The 1,389-nt window shown below is 70.3% G+C and carries 1 protein-coding gene; it reads left to right on the forward strand.

Annotated features, from left to right (window positions below; all coding sequences use genetic code 11):
- The first annotated feature begins 11 nt into the window (after positions 1-11).
- A complete protein-coding gene (locus tag ACYVKX_RS23270; protein WP_460836096.1) occupies positions 12-1,316 on the forward strand; it encodes an IS1380 family transposase in 1,305 nt (434 codons plus the stop codon).
- Positions 1,317-1,389: the final 73 nt, after the last annotated feature.

Raw genomic sequence — 1,389 nt, forward strand, 5'->3', positions numbered from 1 at the left:
CGGCCGCGGGGCTGGTCCCGGCGCTTCGGTTGGCTGAGTCGGCCGGGTTCCACGACCTGCTCGACGGGCTGAGCGTCGCGTCGCCCAACGCGTCTGCGAAGACCGCGTCGGTGGTCAGCGGGATGCTCGCCGGTGCCGACAGCATCGACGACCTCGACCTGCTGCGCCACGGCGGGATGGGCCGGCTCTTCGGCGGGGTGCGTGCGCCGTCGACGCTGGGCACGTTCCTGCGTTCGTTCACCCATGGCCACGTGCAGCAGCTCGACAAGATCAGCGCCGGGCTGCTGGCCGGACTCGCGACCCGGGTGCCCGACCTGGTCGCGGGCGGGGAGGGGGTCGCGTTCCTCGATGTCGATGACACCGTCCGTGAGGTCCACGGCTACGCCAAGCAGGGCGCCGCGTTCGGCTACACCGGCCAGCGCGGCCTCAACGTCCAGCTCGCCACGATCTCGACTCCGACCGCGGCACCGGTCATCGCTCGCGCCCGACTCCGCAAGGGCAACACCTCATCGGCGACCGGTGTCGGGAGGTTGTTGGCCCAGGCGATCAAGACCGCCCGCGCCGCTGGCGTGACCGGTCGGATCCTGGCCCGTGCGGACTCGGCCTACTACGGGCACGCGTTCGTCGGCACCGCGCTGCGGCACAAGACGTGGTTCTCGGTGACCGCGCGGATGACACCGAGCGTGACCGCGGCGATCGCCAGCATCCCCGACGACGCCTGGCAGGCCATCGCATACCCGAACGCGGTCTTTGAGGAAGCCGAGCAGCGCTGGGTGTCCGACGCCGAGGTCGCCGAGATCGACTTCGTCGCATTCACCGGCCGCCGCAAACACGAGCACGTGCCGTGCCGGCTGGTCGTGCGACGGGTCAAGCGGCTTCAGCCCCTGGCCGGTGACCGGACCGAGCAGTGCGAGCTGTTCGCGACCTACCGCCACCACGCCTTCATCACCAACAACACCCTGACCACCATCGAGGCCGATCAACGCCACCGTGACCACGCGCTGGTCGAGCAGGTCATCGCCGAGCTCAAAGAGGGTCCGCTCGCACACCTGCCGTCGGGGAAGTACGCGGCCAATGCCGCCTGGGTCGCCCACGCCGTGATCGCGTTCAACATCGCCCGCGCCACCGCGGTCGCTGCAGCGATGCGGACCGCCCGTTGGGCAACCCTGCGCACCAAGATCATCAACATCCCCGCCCGGATCGCAGCCACTGGCCGACGCCTGATCCTGCACCTGCCCAAGCACTGGCCATGGACCCCAGGCTGGGAACTGCTGTGGTCCACCGCGACCGGGCCACCAGCCGTTGTCACGACCTGACGACCCAGCCCCACGGGCACGACCGAGGACCTCGAAGTGGAAGAGCCGGCACCGGCCGGCAGAACCACCACGC

Source organism: Nocardioides hungaricus (genome assembly GCF_054782915.1).